The following is a 7,617-nucleotide window of genomic DNA, read 5'->3' on the forward strand; positions in this document are numbered from 1 at the left end:
ATGACGGGGTCGTCGCGACAACGCGGCAGCACGCGCCGGAAGGCGTGCAATTCGCAGGGTGCGCAGGGTGCGGTTGTCGCGGTTCCTGCACGTGTCGGCCGGTATGCGCGCGTGTCGCGCGGGGTGTTGTCGCTACTGCTCTGGGCGACGGCGAGCGGCATCGCATCGGGCAGCTGGGCCGCGGCCGCCGGGACGCAGGCCCCGGGCGCAATGCGCGCGGCGGATGGCGCGATGTCGGCGGGCGACGCGGCGCCGCCGTCGCCGGCCGTCCCCGTCGGGCCCGCCACGGCGCGCCCCGCGCTGCTCGCCGACCCGGTTCCGGCGGCCGACGCCGCGCGCCGCCGCTTCGGCACGCTGCCGACCACGGCCGAGCCCGGCACGCTCGTGCCCGGCGGCCGGCGCCAGGCATTGACGTTCGCGGATCTCGGGGCACGCGATCCGCTGCAGCTGCGGGGCACCGACGGCCAGAACGGCATCGCGTTCTCGGTCCGTCGCGACGAGGTCGTCATGGGTGCGACGCTGCATCTGGTCTACAGCTACTCGCCCGCGTTGCTGCCGGACCTGTCGCAGCTCAAGGTGCTCATCAACGGCGAAGTCGCGGCGACGCTGCCGTTGCCGGCCGCTCAAGCCGGCATGCTGGTTGCGCGCGACGTGTCGATCGACCCGCGCTTCGTCACCGAGTACAACCATCTGAACGTTCAGCTGATCGGTCATTACACGAAGGACTGCGAGGATCCCGCCAACTCGTCGCTGTGGGCAACGGTGAGCAACGCGAGCCGGCTCGAACTGACCTATGCGTCGCTGCCGGAGCGGCCGGAGCTCGGCGTCCTGCCCGCGCCGTTCTTCGATGCGCGGGACGTCAGGCGGCTCGAGCTGCCTTTTGCATTCGCCGCGCGACCGTCGCGCGAGACGCTGGAAGCGGCGGGCATCGTCGCTTCGTGGTTCGGCGCGTTGGCCTCGTATCGCGGCGCGCGGTTTCCGGCCCGGCCCGGCGGCTTGCCTGAATCGGGCAATGCGGTGGTGTTCGCGACGGCCGACGATCATCTGGACGGCGTGACGCTGCCCGCGATCGACGGACCGACGCTGGCCGTCGTCGAGCGGCAGGCGCCCGCTCACGGCCAGCTATTGCTGGTGCTCGGTCGCACGCCGGGCGAAGTGAAGGTCGCCGCGCTCACGCTCGTGCTCGGCAGCAAGACGCTTGCGGGCACGCATGCCACGGTGAGCCGGCTCGAGCAGGTCGCGCCGCGCGTGCCCTACGATGCACCGAACTGGCTGTCGTCGACGCGCCCGGTGCGGATCGGCGAACTGGTCGAGGGACGCGCGCTCAGCGTGTCCGGATACGACGCGGGCGCCGTCCGGATCGATCTGCGCGTCGCACCCGATCTGTTCACCTGGGATACGCGCGGCGCGCCGATCGACCTGCGTTATCGATACACGCCGACGCTGCGCGCAGACCGTTCGTCGCTCAACCTAAGCGTCGGCGACACGTTCGTGAAGGCGCTGCCGATCCCGGCACGGGAAACATCGCGCTGGAGCCTGAGTCGCTACCTGCCATTCGTCGCCAACGGTATCGACCGCGCGACGCTGCACGTGCCGCCGCTGCTGCTCACGCCGCGCACGCCATTGCAGCTGCACTTCTTCTACGAGATCCCGGATATGGGCCGATGCACGGGGCGGCTGCTGCAGAACGTCGCGGGTTCGATCGACCCGGACTCGACGATCGACGTGTCGTCGTTTCCGCACTACAAGGCGCTGCCCGACCTCGCCGCGTTTGCAAACAGCGGCTTCCCGTTCACGCGGATGGCCGACCTGTCGGACACGGCCGTCGTGCTGCCTGCCGAGCCGACCGCGGACGTCTACGGCCTGTACCTGCTCGCGATGGGACGGATGGGCGTGTCGACGGGCTATCCGGTCAGCGGCGTGACGGTGACGGACGCCGACGGTGTCGGCGCGTTCGCGTCCAAGGATCTGCTGATTCTCGGCGCACCGGACACACAGCCGCTGCTGACCCGCTGGGCGACGCGCATGCCGTTCGGCAAGGATCGCGACGGCGGCCTGTTCGGCGGCGCCGAGGCGGCGCCGTCGCCTGGCGCCGAGCGCGAACGCGTGCGTGCCGGCCTGTCGATCGTCTCGGACGGCACGCGCGCGCTGATCGCGGGCTTCGAGTCGCCGTTGCGCAGCACGCGCAGCGCCGTCGCGTTGATCAGCGCGACCGGGCATGCGGACGAGGTGCTCGGCCGCGCACTGCTCGACGACGACATGCTCACGTCGGTCCAGGGCGCGATGGTCGTGATTCGCGATCGCACCGTCACGGTGACATCGAACGAAACGTCGTATCACGTCGGTGCGCTGCCGCCGATCACGTACCTGCGCTGGTTCCTGTCGGGACGTCCGCTGCTGCTTGCGCTGTTCAGCGTGCTGGCTGCGTTCGTCGCGGCGGCGCTCTTCTATCGTCTGCTGCGTGCGCGTGCGGCGCGCCGGCTGAAGGAGTGACATGCGAAACCGACGGTTACGCGGGCTCGGCGCCGCCCGCGCGGGCGGTGTCGCGAGTCTGCTGCTCGCGTTGGCACTGCCGCATGCGGCGGCGGCCGGCAGCGACCCGCTGAAGGTACTCGTCGATCAGGGACGATACTGGCAGGCGCAGGGCCGAGGCGACCTCGCGGCGCAGGCCTGGAAGAAGGTGCTGGGCGTCGATCCGAATCAGCCCGACGCGCTGTTCGGCATGGGCATGGTGCTCGCCGATCGCAAGGACGTCGACGGTGCGCGCCGCTATCTGGAGCAGTTGCGCCGGATCGCCCCCGGCTTCGCGCGGACCGACGAGCTTGGCCAGCGTCTGGGCGAGGCGAGCGTGCGGGATGGCGAGATCAGCAATGCGCGCCGCCTCGCGCAAACGGGGCAGAGCGCGCTGGCCGCGCAACAGTATCAGCGCGCGCTGCAAGGCGCGCCGTCGTCGCCCGCGCTGCAGCTCGAGTACTTCCAGGCGCTCGCCGCCACGCCGAGCGGATGGGCTGAAGCCCGGCGCGGCCTGGAACGTCTCGCGCGTGACAACCCCGACGATCCGCGCTACGCACTCGCGTATGCGCAGCACCTGACCTATCGCGACGCGACGCGCCGCGACGGCATCGCGCGGCTCGAGTCGTTGTCCGACGACGCGAAAGTCGGGAAAGCTGCGCGCCGGAGCTGGCGCCAGGCGCTGCTCTGGCTCGCGGCAAGGCCGTCGGATCAGGCGCGCTACCTCGCCTATCTGAAGGTGGTGCCCGACGATCCGCCGGTCAAGGCACGCTACGACAGCATGGTGCGACAGGATCAAACCGCGCGCGACGGCGATCAACGGAGCGCATCGAACGCCGCGCGCGGCCATGCGATCGAGGATGGTTTTGCGGCACTCCAGCGCGGCGATCTGGACACGGCGCGCGCCCGCTTCAATGCCGTGCTCGCCACGTCGCCGAACGACAGCGACGCGCTAGGCGGCCGCGGCATCGTCGAACTGAAGCAAGAGCACTTCGCGCAGGCACGCAGCGATCTGGAGCGCGCGTCGCGAGGCGGGAATGCGGCGCGCTGGCGCTCGGCGCTCGGCAGTGCGACGTACTGGTCCTACACGAGCGAGGCACTCGGCGCGCAAAGCAACGGCGACTTCGCGCGAGCGAAAGCGCTGTTCGAACGCGCGATTCTTGCGGATCCGTCGATCGTCACCGCGCAGGTGCTGCTCGGCGACGCGCTGCTGGAGAATCGCGATGCGCGTGGCGCCGAGCAGGCGTACCGGATGGCGCTGCGGCGTCAGTCCGACAACCCGGACGCGATACGCGGCCTGGTCGGCGCGCTGGCCGCGCAGGGGCGCGGCGACGAAGCATTGCAGTTCGCGACGCAACTGACCGACGAGCAGCAGTCGAAGGCCGGCGGCCTCGACCGGTTGCGTCGCACGGCGGAGGCGGCGCAGGCGCGGCAAGCCGAAGCGCGCGGCGATCTGGGCGCGGCGCGCAGCCTGTTCGAGAACGCGCTCGCCGGCAATCCGGACGATCCGTGGCTGCGGCTGGATCTGGCGCGCGTGTACGTGCGGCAAGGGGCGATCGCGTCGGCACGCAGCGTGATGGACGGATTGCTGGCCGAACGACCCGACATGACCGACGCACTCTATGCCGGCGCGCTGCTGGCCGAGCAGACGCAAGACTGGAGCATCGGGCTGCAGCGGCTGGAGCGCATCGCGCCCGCGCAACGCACGGCGGCGATGACGACGTTGCAGCACCGCCTCTGGGTGGGCCAGCAGGTGGCGCTGGCGACACGGATGGTGCGCGAGGGCCGCCGCGCGCAGGCGCTCGGCGTGCTGCACGATGCGGAGGGGATCGGCCAGTCGGTGCCGGCGCTCGCGGCGGAGCTGTCGGCGGGTTATGCGCAAGCCGGCGACACGTCGCGTGCGCTCTTGATCGTGCGGCGTGCGCTGGCCCGGGAACCGGACAATGCCGGCCTGCTGCTGCAATATGCGCGGATTCTGCTGACCGTCCGCGACGATGGGCTTCTGGGCGACACGATGCGCCGGCTCGCCGCGCTGCCGCTGTCGCCCGCGCAGCGTGGCGATTTCGAACGCCTGAACCTCGAGATCGTCGTGCGTCAGGCCGATGCGGTGCGCCAGGCAGGCGACCTTGCCGGCGGCTACGCCGTCATCGCGCCGTGGCTGGCTGCGATGCCGGACAGTCCGGAGCTCCAGGCCGCGCTCGCGCGGCTGTATACGTCGGCCGGCGATGCGCCGAACGCGCTGAAATGCTATCGGGTCGCGCTGGCCCGCCGGCCCGACGATACGGGATTGCTGGTCGCGGCGATCTACGCGGCGAGCAGCGCGAAGGCATGGCGCGACGGTGAGGCGTTCGCGGCCACGGCGCTGCGTATCGCGCCCGACGACCCGGGGCTGCTTGCCGCGACCGGCCGCCTGTATCGCGCGGAGGGGAATCTTTCGCTTGCCGCGCAGTATCTGCAGCGTGCGCTGCTGGCCGCCAATGCGCCGCCGCCGAGCAGCAAGCCGGCGCCGTCGAACGTGCCGCGCGGTTGGGAAGACGCGATGCGGCGCATCGGCGCGAACCCGCTGCCCGGTACCAATCCGTTCGAAGGCAAGACCGCGGTCGATGTCGTTCATCCGTCGACCGGCTTCGGGGCCGCTGTATCGCCGCTGCCGGGCGTGCCTTCCTGGTCCACCCCGTCTTCTTCTGCTCCGACCGTGCCCTATACGATGCCTCCTGCGCCGCCCGCGTCCTACGTCACCCCGTCCGCCGTGCCGGCGGCGCGCATGGTGCCGCCCGCCATGCCGCTGCTGGCAGTCACGCCCGATCCCGGCGATCCGGGCGGCTATGGCCAGGTGGCCGCCGGCGCGGCCGAGTCGGGTGGGCCCGCGACCGCGCGGCGCTATCAGCCGTATCGAGAGCCTGTCGCCGACGTAGCGCCGGCGGGGGCGTACGCGGGATGCGTGTCGCAGTCCGATCCGAACGACGACTGTGCCGGCTACGTCGCCACGCCGTGGCCGATGTCGCCCGCGTCGCGTGCTGCGGCGGCGACCGGTTCGCCGGCGGCCACGTCAGGCTCCAGGCCGGTCCGCGGCGGGACGAAGGTCGCCGCTGCGCGCTCGCCCGTTCTTTCCTCGGCATACGGGCAGCCCGATGCGCCGCCTCGCTATATCCCGCAGCCGCCGGCCGGCTATGCGGGAAGCGAGGCCGTGACCCGTGCGCCGCAGCGGGATGCGGGCGCGGGCGCCAACGGGCAGATGCTCGACGTCGCGTCGGAACTGGCCCAGGTGAACAGCGAGCAGGCCAGCACGGCAGCGGGCGGTCTCGTGTTCCGGAACCGGACGGGCGAGGCGGGGCTGTCCGGCCTCACCGACATCGAGGCGCCGCTGGAAGGGCGTATCAAGGCGGGCAACGGTCACGTCGTCGTGACCGCCACGCCGGTCATGCTCGACGGCGGCAACTCGGCCACCGACGTGCCGACCCTCGCCCGGTTCGGCGCGGGGCTCGCGATGTCGGCCGGCGGCGGCTCGCCGGGTTCCGAAACGGCGAGCGGCGTCGGTCTCTCCCTGGGTTACGAAGGCAAGCAGTTGAAGGCCGACATCGGCGCGACGCCGGTCGGGTTTCCGTACCAGGATGTGGTCGGCGGCGTGCGCTACAACGGTGCCATCACCGATCGGGCGGCCTACTCGCTGGCCGTCACGCGTCGTGCGGTGACCGACAGCCTGCTTTCGTTCGCGGGCGCACGCGATGCGAGTGCCGGCCTCAAGTGGGGCGGCGTGACGCGCAGCGGCGCGCGCGGCGCGCTGAGCTGGGACGACGGCACCAGCGGCGCGTACGTCGCGGGCGCGTTCGACTACTACGACGGCCATCACGTCGAACGCAACTTTGCCGGCAAGGGCAGCGGCGGCGCCTATACGCGCCTGTTGCGCGACGCCGACCGGACGCTCACCGTGGGTGTCAATGCGACGTGGATGCGCTTCAGCAAGAACCAGTCGTATTTCACGTACGGCCAGGGCGGTTATTTCAGTCCACAGCAATACGTGATCCTGAATATACCGGTCGAGTACGCGGGACGAACGGGCGCGTTTGCGTACGATTTGAGCGGTTCGTTCGGCGTGCAGCATTACCGGCAGAACGCGGTGCCGTATTTCCCGCTCGATTCCGGCATGCAGGCGCAAGCGGCCGCGAATGCCGCCGCCAGTCAGGCGGTGGGGCTGGACGCGGGGGCCGTGTATCCCGCCCGCAGCAAGACGGGCATCGCGTATTCGCTCGCCGCGCGCGGCGAATACCAGGTCGCGCCGCAGCTTGCCGTCGGTGGAGGGGCTTCGTTCGGCAATGCGTATCAGTACCGCGAGTGGACGGCGTCCGTCTATCTGCGCTACAGCTTTACGCCGCAAGGCGGCCTGCAGGCGTTCCCGCCGCGCGTGTTCACGTCGCCGTATCTCGCCGAAGCCGATTGAACGGATGCGCATGGCGCCGTGGCGGTTCCATGCGAAACAAAGTGCGCGCCGGCGGCCGCGCGCTCACTCGTGCTGGCGGATCCGTTCAGAGCTTTGTCGGTCCGGCGGTGCGTTCGCGACGTACAGTGTGTCATCGAAAATCCGGCGCGTGCCGAACCACCGGGTCGAAGCGAATCGACCGGCAATGCGCACGCGCTGGCCCTTCAAGACCGACCATGGCCGAACAACACGACATTTCCGAGGCGATCGCGGAATTCAATCGATCGTATCTGATGCTTGCGAAGTGGCTGCTCCTCGTCAACCGGGGCGAGGCCACGCGACAACTCGGCATCTCGGAAATGACGGCATCACGTATCGCATCGCTGACACTGGCCCAGATCGACCACCTCGCAACGCGCGGCAAGCTGTTTTGCGAGTTTCGCGACGAGTTCGCGCCAGGCTGTGCGTGAATTCGTCGCGCGACGGCTCGCCATGACATCGGGACGGCTCCGTCGCCAGGACGCAGGGACGTACGCGCGCCGTGACGGCATCCTGAATCCGAACGCAGTGCGCGATCACGCGACAGTCCGACTGTTTCGGTGCATGCAACCCAGAGAGAATCGATGATCTCCCAATCCATCTTCAAGGCATATGACATTCGCGGTGTGGTCGGCAAGACGCTCGACGCC

The 7,617-nt window shown here is 70.2% G+C and carries 3 protein-coding genes; all 3 read left to right on the plus strand.

The genetic code is table 11. The features are described 5' to 3' along the window. Genes bcsB through WS75_RS34590 form a run of 3 tightly spaced genes read left to right on the plus strand, consistent with a single transcriptional unit; the run spans nucleotide 1 to nucleotide 7,398 of the window. The gene (gene bcsB / locus WS75_RS16085; protein WP_059681370.1) at nucleotides 1-2,493 is read left to right on the plus strand and encodes a cellulose biosynthesis cyclic di-GMP-binding regulatory protein BcsB; all 2,493 of its coding nucleotides are present in this window, start codon (nucleotides 1-3) and stop codon (nucleotides 2,491-2,493) included. A gap of 1 nt (nucleotide 2,494) precedes the next feature. Further along, on the plus strand, nucleotides 2,495-6,949 hold the full coding sequence (locus tag WS75_RS16090) for a cellulose biosynthesis protein BcsC (protein WP_059681371.1): 4,455 nt from the start codon (nucleotides 2,495-2,497) through the stop codon (nucleotides 6,947-6,949). Between the two features lie 29 nt (nucleotides 6,950-6,978). Next, the gene (locus tag WS75_RS34590) at nucleotides 6,979-7,398 is read left to right on the plus strand and encodes a flagellar transcriptional regulator FlhD (RefSeq protein ID WP_257129396.1); all 420 of its coding nucleotides are present in this window, start codon (nucleotides 6,979-6,981) and stop codon (nucleotides 7,396-7,398) included. Nucleotides 7,399-7,617: the final 219 nt, after the last annotated feature.

The organism is Burkholderia sp. FL-7-2-10-S1-D7 (genome assembly GCF_001524185.1).
GTDB classification, from domain to species: Bacteria; Pseudomonadota; Gammaproteobacteria; order Burkholderiales; family Burkholderiaceae; genus Burkholderia; species Burkholderia diffusa.